The 19,908-nt window shown below is 46.8% G+C and carries 16 protein-coding genes; all 16 read left to right on the forward strand.

Annotated elements, in window-relative coordinates:
- Nucleotides 1–2 precede the first annotated feature (2 nt).
- The 16 genes from pgm (at nt 3) to LHL18_RS00905 (ending at nt 19,906) form a co-directional block, all read left to right on the forward strand.
- On the forward strand, nt 3–1,652 hold the full coding sequence (gene pgm, locus LHL18_RS00830; RefSeq protein ID WP_226765388.1) for a phosphoglucomutase (alpha-D-glucose-1,6-bisphosphate-dependent): 1,650 nt from the start codon (nt 3–5) through the stop codon (nt 1,650–1,652).
- A gap of 153 nt (nt 1,653–1,805) precedes the next feature.
- Nucleotides 1,806–4,292, forward strand: coding sequence for a glycogen/starch/alpha-glucan phosphorylase (locus tag LHL18_RS00835; protein ID WP_134054888.1), 2,487 nt, complete (start codon nt 1,806–1,808; stop codon nt 4,290–4,292).
- A 114-nt stretch (nt 4,293–4,406) separates the two neighbouring features.
- Complete coding sequence (locus tag LHL18_RS00840) at nt 4,407–5,207, forward strand: SAM-dependent methyltransferase (protein WP_226765389.1); 801 nt, start codon at nt 4,407–4,409, stop codon at nt 5,205–5,207.
- Nucleotides 5,207–5,728: a GNAT family N-acetyltransferase gene (locus LHL18_RS00845; protein WP_226765390.1), complete on the forward strand. Its 522-nt coding sequence runs from the start codon at nt 5,207–5,209 to the stop codon at nt 5,726–5,728. Before LHL18_RS00840 ends, LHL18_RS00845 begins: the two co-directional genes overlap by 1 nt.
- Before the next feature lie 4 nt (nt 5,729–5,732).
- On the forward strand, nt 5,733–5,990 hold the full coding sequence (locus LHL18_RS00850; RefSeq protein ID WP_226765391.1) for a hypothetical protein: 258 nt from the start codon (nt 5,733–5,735) through the stop codon (nt 5,988–5,990).
- A 56-nt stretch (nt 5,991–6,046) separates the two neighbouring features.
- Complete coding sequence (locus LHL18_RS00855) at nt 6,047–7,747, forward strand: GGDEF domain-containing protein (RefSeq protein WP_134054880.1); 1,701 nt, start codon at nt 6,047–6,049, stop codon at nt 7,745–7,747.
- A gap of 73 nt (nt 7,748–7,820) precedes the next feature.
- A complete protein-coding gene (gene astE, locus LHL18_RS00860) occupies nt 7,821–8,879 on the forward strand; it encodes a succinylglutamate desuccinylase (RefSeq protein WP_226765392.1) in 1,059 nt (352 codons plus the stop codon).
- Nucleotides 8,880–9,195: 316 nt separating this feature from the next.
- On the forward strand, nt 9,196–10,380 hold the full coding sequence (locus LHL18_RS00865) for a thiamine pyrophosphate-dependent dehydrogenase E1 component subunit alpha (protein ID WP_134054876.1): 1,185 nt from the start codon (nt 9,196–9,198) through the stop codon (nt 10,378–10,380).
- On the forward strand, nt 10,380–11,357 hold the full coding sequence (locus tag LHL18_RS00870) for an alpha-ketoacid dehydrogenase subunit beta (protein ID WP_226765393.1): 978 nt from the start codon (nt 10,380–10,382) through the stop codon (nt 11,355–11,357). The genes LHL18_RS00865 and LHL18_RS00870 overlap by 1 nt, the downstream gene beginning before the upstream one ends.
- Before the next feature lie 11 nt (nt 11,358–11,368).
- Nucleotides 11,369–12,922: a dihydrolipoyllysine-residue acetyltransferase gene (locus tag LHL18_RS00875; RefSeq protein WP_226765394.1), complete on the forward strand. Its 1,554-nt coding sequence runs from the start codon at nt 11,369–11,371 to the stop codon at nt 12,920–12,922.
- Between the two features lie 84 nt (nt 12,923–13,006).
- Nucleotides 13,007–14,842 (forward strand): protein kinase domain-containing protein, encoded by a 1,836-nt coding sequence (locus tag LHL18_RS00880; RefSeq protein ID WP_226765395.1) that lies wholly within the window; start codon nt 13,007–13,009, stop codon nt 14,840–14,842.
- A 145-nt stretch (nt 14,843–14,987) separates the two neighbouring features.
- Complete coding sequence (locus LHL18_RS00885; RefSeq protein ID WP_226765396.1) at nt 14,988–15,461, forward strand: GAF domain-containing protein; 474 nt, start codon at nt 14,988–14,990, stop codon at nt 15,459–15,461.
- The gene (locus tag LHL18_RS00890; protein WP_226765397.1) at nt 15,458–15,766 is read left to right on the forward strand and encodes a hypothetical protein; all 309 of its coding nucleotides are present in this window, start codon (nt 15,458–15,460) and stop codon (nt 15,764–15,766) included. Before LHL18_RS00885 ends, LHL18_RS00890 begins: the two co-directional genes overlap by 4 nt.
- Nucleotides 15,753–16,454, forward strand: coding sequence for an RNA chaperone ProQ (gene proQ, locus LHL18_RS00895; protein ID WP_226765398.1), 702 nt, complete (start codon nt 15,753–15,755; stop codon nt 16,452–16,454). The genes LHL18_RS00890 and proQ overlap by 14 nt, the downstream gene beginning before the upstream one ends.
- Before the next feature lie 17 nt (nt 16,455–16,471).
- On the forward strand, nt 16,472–18,496 hold the full coding sequence (prc, locus tag LHL18_RS00900) for a carboxy terminal-processing peptidase (protein ID WP_226765399.1): 2,025 nt from the start codon (nt 16,472–16,474) through the stop codon (nt 18,494–18,496).
- A gap of 78 nt (nt 18,497–18,574) precedes the next feature.
- Nucleotides 18,575–19,906: a sodium-dependent transporter gene (locus LHL18_RS00905; protein ID WP_226765400.1), complete on the forward strand. Its 1,332-nt coding sequence runs from the start codon at nt 18,575–18,577 to the stop codon at nt 19,904–19,906.
- Nucleotides 19,907–19,908: the final 2 nt, after the last annotated feature.

Genomic DNA, 19,908 nt, shown 5'->3' on the forward strand with positions numbered 1-19,908 from the left:
TTATGTCTTTACATCCACTGGCGGGGCAACAGGTACCTACGTCGTTGATTCCTAACATCAGCCGTCTGATGACCGCTTATTATGTATTGGAGCCTGACGTACACATGTATCCGGAACATAAGGTCAGTTTTGGTACTTCAGGCCATCGGGGCAGTGCCTTACAGTGTTCCTTTAACGAGCCTCATGTATTGGCAATTTGCCAAGCTATAGCGGATTATCGAAAAAAGCATGGCATTACCGGCCCGCTGTTTTTGGGTAAAGACACACATGCGCTGTCAGAAGCCGCTTTTGCCAGTGCGTTAGAAGTACTGATAGCTAACAAAATTCAGGTTTGTATTCAGAAAGATCTGGGCTACACACCGACACCCGTTATTTCTCATGCCATTCTGACGCAAAACAAAGATGCTGATAGCCGCCTCGCTGACGGTATTGTCATTACACCTTCGCATAACCCGCCGCAGGATGGTGGCATTAAATATAATCCACCACATGGCGGACCAGCCGACAGTGATGTCACCAATTGGATTGAGCAACGCGCCAATGAGCTGCTGGCAAAGGAGCTTGAAGGGGTCAAAATGATGCCGTATGCGCTGGCACTGCAATCCGGTTACTGCCAGCATATAGATTACATTCAGCATTATGTTGATGATCTGGAAAATGTTGTGGATATGGCAGCTATCGCAAAAGCTGGTATCCGCATTGGTGTTGACCCGCTAGGTGGCTCTGGTCTGGCATATTGGCCACGCATCGCTGAGCGTTATGGCGTAAATATCACTGTCGTTAATGATAAAGTTGACCCGGCATTTGCCTTTATGCCGCTGGATAAAGATGGGCAAATCCGCATGGACTGCTCATCTGCTTACGCGATGGCGAACTTGATTCAACTAAAAGACCAGTTTGATATCGCCATTGGTAATGACCCCGATTTCGACCGGCACGGCATAGTTACCCGCAGTGGTGGCTTGATGAACCCAAATCATTATCTGGCGGTAGCGATTAATTACCTGCTGGCGAACCGGCCTGATTGGGATACCAGCTTAGCGATTGGAAAAACATTGGTATCCAGTGCCTTAATTGACCGCGTGGTTGCTGCGCGTGGCCGGAATTTGTACGAGGTACCTGTTGGCTTTAAGTGGTTTGTCAGTGGCTTACACAAAGGCGAAGTGGCTTTTGGTGGTGAAGAAAGTGCCGGAGCCAGTTTCCTGCGCTTCGATGGCACGGTTTGGTCTACAGACAAAGATGGCATCATTTTAGGTCTGTTAGCCGCTGAAATACTGGCTAAAACCGGTGTTGATCCTTATCAGCAGTATCAGGCACTGACCAAAGAGTTAGGTTCGCCACTGTACCGCCGCCTCGATGCACCAGCCAGTAGTGAGCAAAAGGCTGCGCTGAAAAAGCTTGATGTCAGCAGTGTTACACAAACGACGCTGGCAGGTGACGACATCTTAGCGGTACTCACTAAAGCTGAAGGCAATCAGGCTGATATCGGCGGGGTAAAAGTGGTTACGCGTAATGGCTGGTTTGCCGCACGGCCATCCGGTACAGAAAACGCTTATAAAATTTATCTCGAGAGCTTTGTCGATCAGGCGCATCTGCTACAGTTAGAGCATGATGCTAAGGCTTTCGTTGAATACGTATTCAGTAAAATGTAACTGATTGAATTATATAAAAATTAAAATGTAATTAAGTTTCAGGTAATGCTGTTTATTTTGCTATCAGACAGGACATAGGGTATTTTTTTGTAATAATTCTACATATGCCGCTATTTTGTTGAAAATTCAGGCATTAACTAATCAGGATTTGTAATGAAAAAACAAACTGTTTCTGCCAGTACCGGTATGAGCCAGATAAATACCGAGCAACTTAAAGAGCAAATTATCCGCCATTTACACTCGACGTTGGGAACCGACGTAAACAAAGCCAGCCCGCAAGCGTGGTGGCGTGCAACTTGTGCCGCAGTGAATGAGCAGGTGTATGACGGTTTACGTAATACCCAGCGGACGCATTACGAACAAAACACCCGGGCCCTGCATTACTTTAGCCTTGAGTATCTGATGGGCCGGCTGTTTAGCAATAACCTGCATAATCTGGGCTTGTATGAACAGGCTAAACAGGCGTTGGCAGAGCTTGGGCTGAATATCGCTGATCTGGAAGATCAGGAAGAAGACATGGCGCTGGGCAATGGTGGTCTTGGCCGTTTAGCTGCATGTTTTATCGACTCGTTGGCGACGCTGAATTATCCGGCCATTGGTTATGGCATTCACTACGAGCATGGCTTGTTTCAACAGAGCTTCCAGGATGGGCGCCAGATTGAGCGGCCGGATAGCTGGCGTGAATATGGCAACCCGTGGGAGATTTGCCGGCCTGAATCCGTGCAGGAAATATCTGTTTATGGCTATGTCGAGACCGTATACGATCTGCAGGGCAAAATGAAAAAAGTCTGGCACCCTGGCCGTATTATCAAAGGTGTGCCATGGGATATTCCGATCGTTGGTTACAACGGCAGCTCCGTTAACGTACTGCGGCTATGGGAGAGCCGGGCCAGTGATTTTTTTAACTGGGATGTGTTTAACTCTGGTGGCTATATTGATGCGGCACGGGAAAATATCGAAGCTGAAACCATCTCTAAAGTACTGTATCCGAATGATGAAACGGACGCCGGTAAAGAGCTGCGGCTTATTCAGCAGTACTTTTTCGTTTCTTGTTCACTAAAAGATATTATCCGCCGGTATAAGCGGGCCCATGGCGATGACTGGAGCGACTTTGCCAAGCAGGTCGTGATCCAACTTAACGACACACACCCTGCAGTATCGATTCCCGAGCTGATGCGTATTCTGGTTGACCGCGCAGAAATGCAGTGGGATCAGGCGTGGAATATCTGCCAGCATGTATTTGCCTATACCAACCATACGCTGTTACCTGAAGCGCTGGAAAAATGGCCGGTCAGATTGTTCGAAAAAGTGTTACCACGCCATCTGGAGATTATTTACGAGATTAACCGTCGCTTCCTGATAGAGCAGGTCGATGTGTTATGGCCAGGCGACAACGATAAAAAACGTAAGCTGTCCATCATTGAAGAAGGCCATGATCCTATGGTGCGGATGGGGCACTTATCTGTAGTGGGCTCTTTCAAGGTAAACGGCGTCGCTGAAATTCACTCGCAACTGGTGAAATCAGACCTGTTCCCTGAAATGGTAGCGCTATGGCCGGATAAGTTCACTAACGTGACTAACGGTGTAACGCCACGGCGCTGGCTGAAAGCCTGTAATCCAAAACTGGCGAAACTGCTCGACAGTAAAATTGGTGATAACTGGCCAACCGATCTTAAGCAGTTGTCTAAGTTCGCTGCTTTTGCTGATGATCCTGCTGTACAGCAGAGTTTTATGGCAATAAAACAGCAAAACAAAGCCGAGTTGGCAACGGTGGTTAAAAAGCTAACCCAGATTGATATCGACCCTCATGCCATTTTTGATATCCAGATCAAGCGCCTGCATGAGTACAAACGCCAGCACCTGAACCTGTTGCATATATTGGCACTGTACCGCCGTATTCTGCAGGATCCGGACTACGATATGGTGCCCAGGGTATTCCTGTTCGGCGCTAAAGCGGCGCCGGGCTACAAGCTGGCGAAAGAGATCATCTATGCCATTAATAAGGTGGCAGAGAAAATTAACCACGATAAACGGGTGAAAAACCGGCTTAAAGTGGTATTTATGCCAAACTACCGTGTAACGCTGGCCGAGAAGATGATCCCGGCTGCCGATGTATCGGAGCAAATATCTACTGCAGGTAAAGAGGCGTCAGGCACAGGCAATATGAAACTGGCGTTAAATGGCGCTATTACCGTCGGTACGCTGGACGGTGCCAATATCGAAATTGCTGAAGAAGTGGGCAGCGACAACATTGCCATTTTCGGTTTAACGGTAGATGAAGTAAAAGCGCTACACGCCAAAGGTTATAACAGTGCCGATTACTACTATGCAAATCCCGAGATTAAAGCCATTCTGGACTGGCTGGAAACCGACTACTTCACCCCGGGTAAGCCTGGCGAACTGTCTGCAATTAAACGCAGCTTATTAGAAGGTGGTGACCCTTATCTGGTACTGGCTGATTTTGAAAGCTATGTTAAAGCACATGAAAAAGTCGATTCCTGGTATCGCGATCAGGCCGGCTGGGCGAAAAAAGCGATGCTGAACACCGCATCTGTCGGCAAGTTTACCTCGGACCGTTCGATTGAGGATTATGTCAGCCGCGTCTGGCAGCTTAAAAAGTGCAATATTACCGCGCAATAACTAAAAGGCCTGTCACTGACAGGCCTTTTTTCTGATCCTTATATTGCCCGCTGTACAGTAAGCGCTTTATAGTGGGCAAAAGAACAAAAGCAAAAGAATAAAAAGGAATGTGTTTTGCTAACAGGTAGTTTAGTTTGTGTCGGCACCGGTATGACATTGGGGTCACATATTAGCCCGCTGTCGCGCAGTTATATTGAACAGGCTGACGTGGTATTTGTACTGGTGGCCGATGGCATTACCGAAAAATGGATAGAACAAATGAATGCTGACGTGCGTTCACTGCAGCCTTATTACCTGGAAGGTAAATCACGCATGATTACCTACCGGGAAATGGTGGCCGCTATCCTTGCTGAAGTAAAAGCCGGTAAAAAGGTAGTAGGGGCTTTTTATGGCCACCCCGGCGTATTTGCCTGGGTGCCGCACAATGCTATTAAACAAGCGCGGGAACTTGGTTTTAAAGCGCATATGGAGCCGGGGATATCGGCAGAAGATTGTCTGATTGCTGATCTGGGCATCGACCCGGGTTCTTCAGGCTGCCAGCACTTTGAAACCAGCCAGTTTATGTTTTACAAACGCACTATCGACACGGCTGCGCTACTGGTGTTGTGGCAGGTAGGCGTAGCCGGTGACAGAAGCCTGGCCAAATTCACTACCGATAGTGAGTACCGTAAAATTCTGGTCAAGTTACTGGCGCAATATTACCAGTTAGATCATGAAGTGATCTTGTACGAAGCAGCTACATTACCCATTCAGCCAACCCGTATTGAATATTTGCCGATAAGCGCTTTGCCTGATGCTACGATGGATTTAAAAACCACGCTGGTAATTCCGCCCAGTACTAAAGCTGAGTTGAATGATGAGTTGATTGCTGAGTTGGAGCAGCTGGTAAAAAGTCGTGAGGCTGCTGAAGGCTGATGCAAGACCAGGTCAAAAGGTTTAATGAGTTAGTCGGTCAGCGTCTTACTCTTAAACCCATAACAGATAGCGATTATGCGCTTTATGCCAGTTTATATGGTGACGATAATATTCTGCGTTATATATCGCCTGCGCTTGATTCTGACTCACTACATAAGAGCTTTACTTCGGCGGTAAAACTTAGCCAGCAAGACACATGTAAGCGCAGTTTCTTGGTGGCAGTTTTAAATGAAACTGACGAGCAAACCGGCATTTTGGGGCTTACGGTTAACCAGAGTATAAAGCAAATAGAGGTTGGAATTATTTTTCTGCCCGAGTTTCAAAGGCAAAACCTTGCCTATGAAGCCTTGCAAATATTGGTAACCTTTCTTTGTAATCAGTATGTTGAATATAAAATCATAGCTGAAGTAAACCCGCAAAACCGGGCCGCTGTTTGGCTGGCAAATCGGTTGGGATTCAGGTATAACAATGTGTCGGCGTTATTCGAGTTAGAAAAACAACATAAACCATTGTGGGGATAATAAAATGGGAAATATTATAAATTTTATGGAAAAACTCGGCGCATCAGCTGAATTTCAGGAATTGTCTGAAGCTGAAGTATTAGAAATGCTGCACAAGCAAAATCTTACCAGCGAAAAGTCCGACAATTTTAACAGTGCCGTTGTGGATCTGCTTGAACCGAGAAAGAATTTAGTCTGTGGTATCATGCCAGCAGAGGAGCCAAATCAGGAACCTGAACCAGACGATGAGTCAGAAGAAACGGAAAGTCAATCGAAGAAATAAATAAAGTGTTTTTCTGTATTAACAGATTAAATCTTCTGTTCAAGACAAGCTTGCTGTTGGCAAGCTTGTCTTTTTTTATACCTGCTTTAGGTAAAGAGCCGGAAAGCATAGAGGATAAGATTCAATTAGCTGAAGAGTTAAAAGCTACGGATTTCAATAGGTTTAATGAGTTGTTGAAGCAGGTAGAAGACAGCTCCGTAAATTTAACCGCAGAGCAACATGAACAATTCAGATTTTTAGATGCTTATCGCTTGGCTTACTCTGGTTCTCAAACGCAAGCTGTGGCGAATCTAACAGAGCTCGTAAAGGTTGCAAAGTCTGAAAAAGTACAATTTAAATCTTTGAGTGTATTGTTGAATATTTTGATAATTTCAAGGGATTATAGTGAGGTTTTTCAATATCTTGAACAATATGACCAGATGCAAAAAAACATAACAGATAAAGATTTAAGACAACATGCATTAGGTATTCTCGCGTTAGTATTTAATCAAACAAGTCAATTTGACATTGGATATTTTTATGCAAACAAATTGTCATCCGATGCAGTAGATGGGAAATATGCATGTTTTGGTATGCAGTTTAAGTTGGAGTCACTACATCGCCTAAAAAAATATGATGAATTTGATCAGGAGTTTGATGCTGGTGTTGCAACTTGTGAAGCTGCAAAGCAGCCAATTTATAGTAAAATTATTCAATCTTACAGAGTTGAACGTCTGTTAGAGGTGGATCCTAATCAAGCTATAAGTCTGTTAAATTCGTTATATCAAGATGTAGAACAGACTTCTTACAACGTTTTGATTACGTTGTATAAAACGCTATATAGCATTGCATACCTTAGAAATGAACAGTTGGATGTAGCCAAAGAGTATGGGCTGTCTGCAACGAAAAATATAAAAGAAGACGATATAAACTATGCCATTTTATTGCTGTACTCCACATTATACGAGATAGAAAAAGCCAATGGCAATTTTGAAAAGGCACTAACATATCATGAGGTATTGGTTTCCAAGCAGAAAGCCTATGATGACGAAAAAGCAGCAGGTTTGTTAGCTTATAATATTGCTAAAGCAAATGTAGAAGTTAAGAACCAACGAATTGCCTTGCTGGATAAAGACAACGAGCTGCTGTCTTTACAAAAAGATCTGTACGAAAAGGAAGCGCGTCAGAATAGGCTGTTGGTGCTAATTTTAGGCGCCATACTTCTGCTTGCAACGGTTCTGGCTTATCGCGGTTTAACTGGCCGTAGTCGCTTTAAGAAAATTGCAGAGTACGACCAGCTTACCGGTATCAGCAACCGTTATCATTTTAATAATCAGGCTAAAATCGCGTTGGATTACTGTGAAACTAACGCCAAACCTGTAGCACTAATACTGTTTGATCTGGATTACTTTAAAGATATTAATGATACCCACGGCCATGCAGTCGGCGATTGGGCATTGCGGGCGGTTGTAAAAACATGCCGCAATTTTATGCGCAATAACGATGTGTTCGGCCGTATTGGTGGTGAAGAATTCGCTGTTGTATTGCCGGGCTGTCAGACTGATAAAGCGGTATTGCTGGCTGAGATTTGTCGTGATGCTATCGCAGGTATTGATACTACTGAGAGCGGAAAGCACTTTTCACTCAGCGCAAGTTTTGGTGTCAGTGGCTCGGACAACTCAGGTTATCAGTTGAAACAGCTGTTGGCTGATGCTGATAGTGCAATGTACAGTGCAAAAGCAGCGGGACGGAACCAGGTGGCTACTTTTTCTGAATAACGCCATCTCTGATGTTGTCTGAAGCTTTTAATGCGCTAGAATTGGCGCCAACCTCACAACAGGGAGTTGGCGCATGCCCAAGTCATTACCAGAACAACTACTTACACAGGGTGATTTTCTAAAGCTTACCCTGGCTCACCCGGATAGCCTTGAACCTTTTCAGTTTGACTTGCCAGACGATACCCGCGTTAGCGTATGGGACACTGGCGTTATTTGTTTTGAACCTGCAACTTTAACAGGCAAAGATATCGTTTTATCTTGCGGTGTGCATGGCAATGAAACGGCGCCTATTGAAATCTGTGCTGAGCTGGTGCAAGACGTATTGCTCGGCAGGCTTAACCTTAAACACCGCTTGTTAGTATTGTTCGGTAACCCGCCAGCCATCAACGCCGGCAAACGTGAAGTTACAGAGAATCTTAACCGGTTGTTTTCAGGCCATCATAGCGCCGGTGAGGGGCTGGTTAACGCCGAGCGTATACGAGCAAAGGCTTTAGAAGACTATGTTAGCAGATTCTACAGTGATAAACGCGTAACCAAAATGGTGCCGCGTAACCGTTGCCTGTACGACTTACACACCGCTATCCGCGGTTCACGCTTTGAAAAATTTGCTGTCTATCCGTTTGTACACGGTAAGTCGTGGCAAAAAGCCCAGTTAGAATTTTTACGTGCGTGTGATGTCACAACCGTGCTGCTTATGCAAACGCCAGCGTCAACCTTTAGCTATTACGCGTCGAATACTCATGGTGCTGATGCCTTTACCATTGAGCTGGGTAAAGTGCGGCCGTTTGGGCAAAATGATATGAGCCGCTTTGCAAAAGCACGCCAAACACTGCGGGCACTGGTAAGCCTGGCTGAGGTTGCAACCGAGCCTTTCGTTGAAGCCGATTTCCAGTTGTATCAGGTATACCGTGCTATCAATAAGCAAACTGATGCTTTTAAGCTTAACTTTGCCGATGATGTAGAGAACTTTACCAGCTACCCGGTCGGCACTGTGCTGGCAACCGACGGCGATATCGAATACCGCGTCGAGCGAGAAGGTGAGGCGTTAATATTTCCTAACGCCAAGGTGGCCATTGGCCAGCGCGCTATGCTGATGGTGGTTCCGACAACAGTATCGGACAACCTGGCGTAGGTACGCTTGCGGTACCGGATTAGCGTAAAAGAGTAAATTTAAGCTGACAGTCGTATGCAGTGCACAGTGGCTGTCATGGCGCTTGCGGTTGCAATGCAGTTTACGTAAAGGTAAAGTTGCCGCCGTTAAAGCATATAACACCGGCGCAAATAGCAATGTTTACGCAAACGGGGAGAGTGGCTAAAGCCGCTATACTACATTGGTAACAGCTTTACTTAAAAACATAAGCTGCTACCGGGTTTAAGAGCCTGATAAACAGGCCAATGCCGACAGGGCAACCACATGTCTATGACGTATAACAAACAAGAGACATCCTATGACTAACCCAAATAACGCCACCATCACCACGGTGCACACCGCAGAGTTTACCGCCGGTGATGCGTTAAAAATTCCTACGCTGCGCATATTACGCGATGACGGCAGCTTATATGACGGGGCCGCAGCGCCAGAACTGGATAAAGCCACGGCACTGAAAATGTACGATACCATGGTATTTATCCGCGTGCTGGATGAGCGCATGCTGGCCGCGCAGCGTCAGGGCCGGATCAGCTTTTACATGCAGTGTTTAGGTGAAGAGGCCACAACAGTTGGCAGCGCAGCGGCACTGGATGATAAAGATATGATTATGGCGCAGTATCGTGAACAGGGGGCGCTACGTTACCGGGGTTTTACGCTGGAACAGTTTATGAACCAGCTGTTCTCAAACGAGAAAGATTTGGGTAAGGGCCGCCAGATGCCAGTGCATTATGGCAGCAAAGACATTTACTACATGACGATTTCTTCGCCGCTGGGCACACAAATTCCTCAGGCCAGTGGTTATGCCTATGCACAGAAGCTGCGCGGATTAGATAACACCACTATCTGTTATTTTGGTGAGGGCGCGGCGTCTGAAGGTGACTTCCATGCCGGCCTGAATATGGCGGCGGTACATAAAGCCCCGGTGATTTTCTTCTGTCGTAATAATGGCTACGCCATTTCTACACCAGCTAACGAACAGTTTGTTGGTGATGGTATTGCTTGTCGGGCAGTGGGCTATGGCATGAAAGCGCTGCGGGTTGACGGGGCTGATATTCTGGCTGTTTACCAGGCGACGCAAATGGCGCGTAAACATGCGCTTGAGCATAACGAGCCGGTGCTGATTGAATCTATCGCTTACCGTTTAGGTGCGCATTCATCATCCGACGACCCAAGTGGCTACCGCTCTAAAGAAGAAGAAGAAAAGTGGCGCCAAAACGATCCAATTTCACGTTACCGCTTGTGGTTAATTGAAAAAGGCTGGTTAGACGAGGCTGATGATAAAGCCACCATTGAAAAGCTGCGAACCGAAATTCTCGATGCATTAAAAGTAGCAGAGAAAGTAGCTAAGCCAGGCATTGAGCATTTAATTTCCGATGTGTACGCCGAGCCCATTCCAGCATTACAACAACAATTAGATGAATTAAAAGCGCATATCCGTAAATACCCGGATGCGTATCCGGTAACGGCGGGGAGATTAGACTAATGGCCAAAATGAACATGTTGCAAGCCATTAATAATGCGCTTGATTTAGCCATGGCAAAAGATGATAGCGTGGTCTGTTTCGGTGAAGACGTTGGCCACTTCGGTGGCGTATTCCGTGCGACCAGCAAGCTACAGGAAAAATACGGTAAAGCGCGCTGCTTCAATACACCTCTGACTGAGCAGGGCATTGCCGGCTTTGCTAATGGTATGGCGGCACAGGGTATGAAGCCGGTGGCAGAAATTCAGTTTGCCGATTATATCTTCCCGGCGTTTGACCAGATCGTTAACGAAACGGCGAAATTCCGCTACCGCTCAGGTAACGAGTTTAATGTCGGTGGCCTGGTGTTCAGAAGCCCGTATGGCGGTGGTATTGCCGGTGGTCACTACCACAGCCAGTCACCGGAAGCTTATTTTGCCCATACGCCGGGGTTAAAGGTGGTGATCCCACGCGATCCGTATCAGGCGAAAGGCTTGCTACTGGCATCCATTGCCAGCCCGGATCCGGTGATTTTCTTCGAGCCGAAGAAGCTATACCGCGCCTCGGTTGGTGAAGTGCCGGAAGAGTACTACGAAATTGAACTGGGTAAAGCCGAAGTCACGCAGCAGGGTAAAGACGTTACGGTGCTGGCCTGGGGCGCACAGATGGAAATCGTGCAAAAAGCGGTAGAAATGGCCGAGAAAGAAGGCGTGTCATGTGAAGTGATTGACCTTCGTAGTATTTTGCCATGGGATGCCGATACGGTAGCCGAGTCGGTGAAGAAAACCGGTCGTCTGGTGATTAACCATGAAGCACCGTTAACCGGTGGTTTTGCCGGTGAAATTGCGGCGACGATTCAGCAGATGTGTTTCCTTTACTTAGAAAGCCCAATCGAGCGCGTCTGCGGTATGGACACGCCGTATCCGTTGGCACTGGAAAAAGAGTACGTAGCAGATCATTTAAAAACTTACGAAGCCATTATGCGCTCGGTTAAATTCTGATGGAGGCAGAGATGAAAAAAGATTTTATTCTGCCGGATATCGGTGAAGGTATTGTTGAGTGTGAAATTGTCGAATGGCTGGTTGCTGAAGGCGACAGTATTAAGGAAGATCAGCCGGTTTGCGATGTGATGACTGACAAAGCGCTGGTGCAAATTCCGGCGATACATGATGGTGTAGTTAGCAAATTGTATTACGCAAAAGGCGACATTGCCAAAGTACACGCACCTTTGTTTGAAATGCAGGTAGAGAGCGCTACAGAGGCCAAAGCAGATGTTGCTAAACCTGATGCAACGACGCCGGTAACCGCTGCTGTTACAGGTAGTGCCAGTGAAGATTTTATTCTGCCGGATATTGGTGAAGGTATCGTTGAGTGTGAAATCGTTGACTGGCTGGTAAGCGAAGGCGATGACATCGTTGAAGATCAGCCGGTGTGCGATGTGATGACCGACAAAGCGCTGGTACAAATTCCGGCGAAATACTCCGGTAAAGTGACCAAACTGTATTACGCCAAAGGTGAGATTGCCAAAGTGCATTCACCGTTGTTTGCCATGACGCATGCTGGCAGCAACGCAGCAGCTGAGCCTGCGCAACAGGCCGATGCGGTGCAGTCTAAACCGGCCAGTACAAGTTGCGGCATAAAGCAGGCAGCGACCACAGGCACTAATGGTAAAGCGCTTGCCAGCCCCGCAGTACGCCGTCTGGCGCGTGAGCTGAATATTGACCTGGCGAAAGTGCCAGGTAGTGGTGATAAGGGCCGCGTCTATAAAGAAGATGTACGCGCCTTTGCTAAAGGTAAAACCACTGATGCCGCATCAGCACATGCACCTGCTAAGGTAGCATCGCCTGCAGCGGCAACCGGCGGTCATCGGGTTGAGCCGATCAAAGGTATTAAAGCGGCGATGGCACGGCAGATGGTGGAGTCGGTGTCGACTATTCCACACTTTACCTACTGTGAAGAGATTGATTTGACGGATCTGATTGCACTGCGCTTCAGCTTAAAAGACCAGTACGCTAAGCAGGGTATTAAGCTGACGATGATGCCGTTTTTTATCAAGGCATTATCAATGGCGATCAAGCAGTTCCCAATCATGAACAGCCAGGTCAATAGCGATTGTACTGAACTGACATATTTTGACGATCACAATATCGGTATCGCAGTAGACTCCAAAGTAGGGCTGTTGGTGCCGAATATTAAAGGTTGTCAACAGAAGTCGATTATTCAAATTGCTGAAGATTTAACCAGCTTAACCGATCAGGCGCGCGAAGGCCGAGTCAGCCCGGCAGATTTGAAAGGCGGCACCATCAGCATCTCTAATATCGGTGCTTTAGGTGGCACCGTAGCTACGCCAATTATTAATAAGCCGGAAGTGGCGATAGTGGCGCTTGGCAAAGTGCAGGCTCTGCCTCGCTTTAATGCCCAAGGCGAAGTAGAAGCGCGTCAGCTGATGCAAATCAGTTGGTCCGGTGATCACCGCGTGATTGACGGTGGCACTATTGCCCGCTTTACCAACCTCTGGAAGCAATATCTGGAGCAACCGGCCACTATGTTGTTGGCTATGCAGTAAAGAGCGACTTGGCACCGTTGTCGCTTTCTGATAAAACCCACTGGACTACAGTGGGTTTTTTATTTCGCAATTTAAGGTAAAGCGATGCAATACAAAAACCAGCTTCGTAACTTTTATATTCCGGAAGAGCAGTCAATCTACCTGCTTAATACGAATGATGCTAAGAAACTAAAAGACTGGGTAGCGTTATGTATCTCTGAGCTGGAAAAGCTTGGTTACCGCCAGATAGAGCTGATAGGCAAGGGCGCTTATGGTTTTGCTTTCGCCGGGCTAGACAGCAGTGCTCAGGCCTGCGTATTTAAATTTTCGCGTATAAATTTACCACAGCATATTCAGGATCGGCTGGCCGACGAAGCCTATATGTTATCGCAGGTTACGCATCCGAATGTACCGCGGTATATCACCTATCAGGTGGTTAAAAAGCAGGGTATCCTGATGATGCAACGTGGCAAAGGCATCGATCTTGAACAATTTAGTCTGAATAAAGGGCGTTTACCTGCCAGGTTGCTGGTCGATATTGCCTGTCAGCTGGCAAACGTGCTGCTGGCGCTGCGTGAACATCATAAAGACGGCGAATTACAGCCGATAGTACACGGTGATATCAAACCCTCAAATCTGGTATTTGATGAGCAAACTGGCCTGGTCAGCCTGATTGACTGGGGTTCGTCTGTGTTTGCGCAGCTCGATGCACAGGGGCAATACTTGTCTAACAATGTCATGCAGCTGATGTCGGCTGATTTACACAGTTCCAATGCCAGAATGGGCGACGTGTATTTTATCGGGCCAGAGCAGCGCAACGGCGCGTTATCCAGCCCGCGCTTTGATGAGCAGGGCGTTGCCAGTACCTTGTATGCGCTAGCATCCGGTCAGTCCTGCCGTTTTGGCCGTAAAGCTATACCGGCCAGAAGCTTAGGCTTGCCAGTTGAATTTGCAACTATGCTCGACAGTATGCTGTCCGATGATGCGCAGTTAAGAGCTCAGGCGGGTGACTTTTTTTTACAGCAGATGCCACGATTAAAACACCTGATTTTGCCCGATATTGGATTGTTTGATGATGCACCGCTGTTACCCGTCTGGGTTAGCCCTCAGGTGCGTGAGCTGGATACTGTGGTTTATTCATCGCGCAAATCATTTTTACGGGAACATAGTGAAGAAGATGGCATTGCCTATGTAGATGATGTGCAACTGGAGCGTTATTACAAAAACTATCTGGAGGGGATGGGGGAGACCGAAAAAGCCTTTGTTGCTGCAGTCAGCCGGTTGGCTCGTTATCCGGTGGTGGGCGGGCTGGCTATCCACTGGCAGGCCAGTGGCGTCTACATAGACTCCAGCCTTAACCTGTATGATGACAGTCTGGCCAGATCTTTCGCGTTGTCGGTCAATAATGTTGTATCTCTGGCCAGAGCTATTGCAAAGGTAGGCATCTTTAAAGCCTGTTTATTCAATGCGCGAAATACTATCCACATCAGCCGTTCAAGTGTGCAGCAGCCATTCCTGCCGCCTGTGGATGCGGTAATACCTTATCAGCTGGCGCCGGTATTAAGTAATGAAGATGCCAGCAAGCAGCATTCTTACTTTGAAGATGGTAAAGACCCGGATGAGCAACTGGTGCTACCGGATACCATCATGGCAGATATTGCCAGCCTGAATTTAATCCGCCATACCGGCTGTATCATTTTTGAAGTAACCAGCTTATATATGAAGATCCACAGCTATTACCGGCTGCTGGATCCGAATGCCGAGGCTGAATTTCGCACTTTGTTACAAAATATCCTGGCGAAGGTCAGCGAAATTACCGGCGAAGGCGTAGGTGGCTTTATGAAATTACCTTATAAAGATACCCGTTTTTTTGCGCATCAGTCTCAGCTACCTGTACATTATTATCCCGCTAACCCACTTAAAATAGCGGGCAAGCAGTAAAATAATGTATAAATCTCATTCGATCAGCTGTATTAAAGTGTTAAATGCCTGCCGAGGGCGCAAATCTTTGCCGCGAAATGGTTTAAATTTACGGGCAAAACGAGTAATGTACGGGTTTTGAGCATTAATCAGAATTCCTTACTTCATGTCGAATGAAAAAACTGCGTTATACCACCTGCTGAACCAGCAAGCTCAGGCGTTAATCGAGCAAGAAACTGATCTTATCGCCAATATGGCCAATCTAAGCGCGTTGTTATTTAACCAGCTACCCGATTTAAACTGGGCAGGGTTTTATATCATGCGCTCAGGAGAGCTGGTATTGGGGCCATTTCAGGGCCAGGTGGCTTGTGTACGGATCCCGGTCGGTAAAGGTGTCTGCGGTACTGCGGTGGCCAGCGGGCAGGTGCAGCTGGTTAAAGATGTGCATGAATTTCCTGGCCACATTGCCTGCGATGCAGCCAGTAACTCAGAAATCGTTTTACCTCTGCGTCATAATGGTGAAATTATTGCGGTATTAGATATCGACAGCCCATTGCATGCCAGATTTGATGGTGACGATCAGGCTGGTTTGGAACAATTGATCAGTCTGTTTGAAAAACACCTGGCCGCTACGTTATGAAAGACGCAATTTCACTTCACGATTATCTGTTTGATGTTGCAGATGTCGGTGATTGGGAAGGTGAAGAAGAACTGGTAACAGATAAGCTCAATGCGGTTTATCATGCTGTCTGGCATACTTTACCTGATGAGATAAGTGCTGCAGAGGTTGAGCAGTTACTACCTGATATCTGGGATCAGCTACGTGGTGGTACTGTGCTGCTTGAAGCAGATGAAGATGAGTTAATTGATTGGGCGTTGGCTTATGTACGCCAACAGCTGGAACAAGGCATACCGAATGCGGATGCTGCAGATGAAGAAGAGTGAAGCGTTAATGACCACCCCATCCGAACAAAATGTAAAAGCTGGCAATGTAAAAGAAGTGCTGGCTTACCTTGCTGTAAAGTTTCCAGCTTGTTTTAGCGTTTCAGGTGAAGCTAAGCCCCTGAAGATAGGTATTTTTCAGGAACTTGCGCAACGACTGCAAGATGATACAACAGTCAGCAAAACTCAGTTGCGCCAGGCGCTCAGAGTGTACACATCCAGCTGGCGTTATCTGGAGTCGACGAAAGAAGGCGTAAGCCGCATTGACTTAGACGGTAATGCTGGCGATGTAATTGACGCTTCACAGGCAGAACATGCCAGTAAGGTGCTGGAAGAAAGTAAAGCCAAAGCTGCCCAAAAACGTAAAGCAAAAATTGCCGAAGCCAAAAGCCAGGCAACCGCTGAAAAACCTGCTTACAAAAAAAGCGCGAACAAAAAGCCAACTGCAGCCTCTAAAAGCACTAAGGTTAACCAGAAACCTGTATCTAATACTGAGGCTCCGGCCAAAGCCGCGCCGGTATTGGAAAGGATACCCGCTGAACATGTTGTTGTTGGTGGTAAAGTATTGTTAAAGTTGGGGCAAAGCCCAATGCTGGCTACAGTGCTTGAGATCAGCAAAGACGATGTGACTGTACAGTTGGGCTCTGGTATGGTGATCAAAACCCGTCAGGATAGTTTATATATTGCCTGACCAACTCTGAGTAGCTTATGAAAAAATTATCAGTACTTGCGACAGCCCTCATCGTTGCCTTTAGTATAAATGCTTCTCCTGAATCTAAAACTGAGCCGTTGGTGCTGCCTTCAATTGCACAGGATGCCCAACATGCGACTGCCAGTAAAAGGATTACGGCGCTTTTCACCCGGGGCCATTATACGCACGTGCAACTTGATGATGAGTTGTCATCCAAGATGTTCGACACTTATCTGAAGAATCTGGATTATTATCGCAATGTACTGACAAAAGCTGATATTGATGCTTTTGAGCAATACCGGGATAAATTTGACGATGCGATCAACAAAGGAAACCTGAACTTTGCTTTTGATATGTTTAATTTGACGCTGAAACGCCGGTTTGAACGTTTTGATTATGCTCAGAAGCTGCTGGAAAAAGGTTTCGATTTTGACGTTGAAGATCAGTACATCTACGATCGTGAAAAAGCCAATTGGGCAGCAAGTACAGCTGAGCTGGATGAAATATGGCGTCAGCGGGTCAAGTTCGATGCATTGAACCTGAAACTGGCTGGAAAAAACGCTGAAGAGATCCAGACTATTCTGAAAAAGCGCTATCACAATAGCCAGAAACGTTTAACACAAAGCGAAAGTGAAGACGTTTTTCAATTGATCATGAACTCATTTGCGCGCAGTATTGAAGCACATACCTCTTATCTTTCTCCCCGTAACGCAGACCGTTTCCAGCAGGAAATGAACCTGTCATTGGAAGGGATCGGAGCGGTACTTCGTGCTGACGAAGACTATACCGTTATCCAGAGCCTGGTACCCGGCGGTCCTGCCGATTTAACGCAGAAATTGAAGCCAAAAGATAAAATCATCGGTGTGGCGCAGGACAAAGCTGAATTTGTCGATGTGATTGGCTGGCGTCTTGATGATGTGGTTGATCTTATCAAAGGCCCTAAAGGCAGCACAGTACGGTTACAGGTTGTCGGTGCTAATGATATTGGTACCAGCCATGCACAGGTTATAAGCATTGTACGCGACAAAATCCGACTGGAGGATCGCGCAGCAAAAGCTGAAGTGTTTAAACCTCAGCTGTCTGAATTAGATCAGAAAATCGGCGTGATAAGTATTCCCGGCTTTTACAACAATCTGGCCGACGATGTTAAAAAACTGCTGGTGGAACTGAAAGAAAGCTCAGTTGATGGCATTATTATCGATCTTCGTGGTAATGGCGGCGGCTCACTGCAAGAGGCGACTTTACTTACCGGGCTGTTTATCGACAGTGGCCCTGTTGTGCAAATCCGAGAAGGTGACGGCAAGGTATCAGTGTCTCAGGATAATGATGGCGTAAGCTACTATGAAGGTCCGCTAACAGTAATGGTAGACCGCTACAGTGCGTCGGCGTCAGAAATATTTGCTGCAGCAATGCAAGACTATGGCCGAGCGCTGATAGTGGGTGAGCAAACCTTTGGTAAAGGCACGGTGCAGCAGCATCGCGGACTTGGCCGTATTTACGACATGTTTGATAACCCATTAGGCAGCGTGCAATACACTATTGCTAAGTTTTACCGTATTAATGGCGGCAGTACGCAGCATAAAGGTGTAATACCGGATATACAGTTCCCTACCGCAATTGACCCGGCAGAATGGGGTGAAAGCAAAGAGGAATATGCGTTGCCATGGGACTCGATTAATGCGGCGCGTTATAGCAGCCTGAATGATATTTCCGGTGTGTTACCTGCACTGAGAGAAAAACACCAGGCTCGCATCGGTAAAGAGCCTGAGTTCAAGTATCTGTTGGATGACATCAACGAATACAAACAACAGATGGATGACAAGACCGTATCGCTGAAAGAAGTCGAGCGCGTTGCCGAGCGGGATGAAGCTAAAGCAAAGCAGCTGGCCAGGGTAAATGCGCGTTTGAAACGTTTTGGTATGCCAGAGGTGACATCTTTAGATGATGTGCCAGAGAAGCTGGAGAAGATTGACCCGTTTCTGGAAGAAGCGGCTAATATCACTGCAGATTTTAAAATGGTAAGTCGTCTGGCAAAAAAATAGATACAGAGTTCATCATTAAATAAGGCGGTTGTATTACCGCCTTTTCTAATAAAATCATAATAATTATAAAGGTTTACTATGACAACACGTGGTGAATTCTCCTCGAGAATTGGCTTTATTCTTGCCGCATCCGGTTCTGCTGTCGGGTTGGGAAATATATGGGGATTTCCAGCTCAGGTCGCCAGTAATGGCGGTGCAGCTTTTGTTTTAATGTACCTTATTCTTGCTTTTTTATTGGCCTATCCGGTGTTGATGGCTGAGTTTTTGATTGGCCGTGCAACCGAGTCTAATGTTGTCGATGCGCTTGGCAAAGTGTCAAAGGGGCTCAGTGGCAGGTTAGTCGGCATGTGGGGTATAGTGACAGTGTCACTAATCCTGGCGTTTTACGGCATCGTCGGCGGCTGGATGCTGGCCTACACGCTGGAGGCTGTTGCCAGTTTGGCAGGGCTGGAAGATACCGCACAATGGTTGGTTTCACAGTCTGTTAGCCGGAATATTATATTTTGCGGGCTGTTTATGTTACTGACCGTCGGTATTGTCAGCGGCGGCGTTGTAAAAGGTATAGAGCGTTGGTCAGTGCGATTGATGCCTACGTTGTTTGCGATCATGATTTTGTTGTTCGGTTATGTGATGACGCAAGATGGCGCAGTTGATGGGCTTAAAGTGTATTTGCTACCTGATTTTTCACAGGTACTGAATCCGGATTTACTGATTAGTGCCATGGGGCAAGCCTTTTTCTCGATGTCTTTAGGTGTTGGCACCATGCTTATCTATGGCTCTTATGTTAGCCATAAAGAGAACCTGCCAAAGCTGGGTGCCGCCGTATCCCTTATTGATATTGGTGTTGCAGTTTTGGCCGGATTGCTGATTATCCCTGCAATGTACGTAGCACTGCACAACGGTGTACAGATATTTGCCGAAGACGGCCGCTTATTGGCTGAAGACACATTGATCTTTGCGGTATTGCCGTCGCTGTTCGATACCATGGGATTGGTTGGTTTATTTGTCGCGCTGGCATTTTTTCTGCTGATGTCTATTGCTTCATTGACGTCATCTATTTCGATGCTGGAGGTTCCGGTGTCTTATGTGGTAGAGAATAAAAACGTCAGCCGGCACAAAGCAGTCTGGTTGATTGCTGCCATTATTTTCGCTGCCAGCGTCATCATAATTCTGAATTTCTCAACGCTGTTTGGTTTTGTTATCGCGCTGACAACACGATACAGCCAGCCTTTATTAGGCTTGATGTTGTGCATATTTGCCGGCTGGGTGTGGAAACGCAATGAAATACTACAGGAACTGAAAAAAGGTGACAGTAACGCAGAGAACTCTTTGTTCTGGCGCATCTGGCCTTGGTATGTCAGGTTTGTTTGCCCGGTGGTGATCTTACTGATGTTTTACCGTTCGCTATAACT

It is taken from the genome of Rheinheimera aquimaris (genome assembly GCF_020531985.1).
Taxonomy (GTDB): domain Bacteria; phylum Pseudomonadota; class Gammaproteobacteria; order Enterobacterales; family Alteromonadaceae; genus Alishewanella; species Alishewanella aquimaris.